The organism is Kitasatospora sp. NPDC059088, from assembly GCF_042738155.1.
Classification (GTDB): domain Bacteria; phylum Actinomycetota; class Actinomycetes; order Streptomycetales; family Streptomycetaceae; genus Kitasatospora.
Genome location: NZ_JBHYGR010000011.1, coordinates 1 through 1,533 on the forward strand (window position 1 = coordinate 1; position 1,533 = coordinate 1,533).

General features: G+C 74.3%; 1 protein-coding gene and 1 pseudogene. Both read right to left on the reverse strand.

The window, feature by feature from the left end; genetic code table 11:
* Window positions 1-119 precede the first annotated feature (119 nt).
* Window positions 120-575, reverse strand: a complete 456-nt coding sequence (locus tag ACFWXO_RS07495) for an agmatine deiminase family protein (protein ID WP_380522730.1) — start codon at window positions 573-575, stop codon at window positions 120-122.
* 118 nt (window positions 576-693) lie between these two features.
* Window positions 694-1,311: pseudogene (locus ACFWXO_RS07500) on the reverse strand (agmatine deiminase family protein); the annotation flags it as partial.
* Window positions 1,312-1,533: the final 222 nt, after the last annotated feature.

A 1,533-nucleotide genomic window follows, 5' to 3' on the forward strand; every position in this document is an offset into this window, starting at 1 on the left:
CAGACGCGCGCTCCTTGGTACCCCACCTCCCGCGCGTTGGGGGGGGGGCGCCCGCCGTCGATCGGGCGCGCGCCGGGGGCGGCCCGAACCCGGGTGGGTGCCGGTGCCCGTGGCGCGGCTCAGGCCGCCGGCGGCACGACGGGCTGGGACTGGGTCGCGCAGTGGATGCCGCCGCCGCCCGCCGCGATGGCGTTGATCCGCACCGGGACGACGGTGCGGCCGGGGTACTCCGCCGCCAGGACCGCGCGGGCCGCGTCGTCGGCCGCGGCGTCCCCGAACTGGGGCATCAGCACGGCGCCGTTGGCGGTGTAGTGGTTGGTGTAGCTGGCCAGGAAGGACGAGCCGGTCCCGTCGATCTTCTGGTGGTCGGGGCCGGGCAGCTCGACGATCGTCAGCGGACGGCCCTTGGCGTCGGTGGCGCTCTGCAGCACCTGCTTGGCCTGCTGGTAGACGTTGACCCAGAGCGGGGCGGAGCCCGGCCCGGGCTTGTCGAGGATGACCCGGCCGGGCGCGCTGAACCGGGCCACGCAGTCGATGTGGCTGTCCGTGATGTCCTGGCCCGCCAGGCCGGCCACCCAGATCACCTTCTCCACACCGAGCGAGGACTTGAGCCGCTGCTCGACGTCGCCCTGGCTCAGCCCCCGGGTTGCGGTTGGGGTTGACCAGTGAGCTGACGGTGGCGAGCAGGGTGCCCTGGCCGTCGGTCTCCAGTGAGCCGCCCTCGCCGGTGAAGGGCGCCTGGACGCGGTCGATCCGGTAGTGGGCGAGCAGCGCGGCGGCCGCCTTGGCGTCGTTGGCGAAGGCCTGCTCGTACTTGGTGCCGGTCTTGCCCCAGCCGTTGAAGTTGGTGTCCAGGCCGGCGACGGCGCCCGGGCCGACCAGGAAGGTCGGGCCGAAGTCCCGGATCCACAGGTCGTCGTTGGAGACCGGGAGGAAGGTGATGCCGTGGGAGAAAGGGATCGAGGCGGTGTTGCAGCGCGGGGTGGCAGCGGCCACCGACTCCGGGTTGATCACCATCACGACCGGCTCGAAGCGGGAGACCTCCTTGGCGAGGTTCGCGATGTCCGCCTGGACGGCGGGGAGTTGGGCGCCCCAGGCGGAGGTCGGTTCGGGCCAGGCCAGGAAGGTCCGGGCGTGCGGGTCGGTCTCGGCGGGCATCCGCAGCGTCGGCGCGGTGCCGGGGGCGGCGGCGGTGTCGGAACCGTCGGCGGCTCGGGCGGTGCCGGCCAGGAGCGGGCCGAAGGCCGCCAGGGGTGCGGCCGCGGCACCGTAGCGCAGGAGTCGGCGGCGGGAGATCGCGGGGTGGTCCATCTGGGCCTCTCGCAATGGCCCAGGTCCAGACGTACAAGCTGCTCAGCATCGCCGAGATCGCCGACGAGCACGACGCGATCCTCGCGGCGATTGCCGACGGTGACACCGAGCAGGCGGACCGCGGGGGCGGCCGCCCCCCGGGCCCGGGGCGCCCGCGGCGGCGCGGGGGGGGGGGGGAGGGCCAGGGGGGTGTAAACAACTACCACCCCCCCCAACCCCACA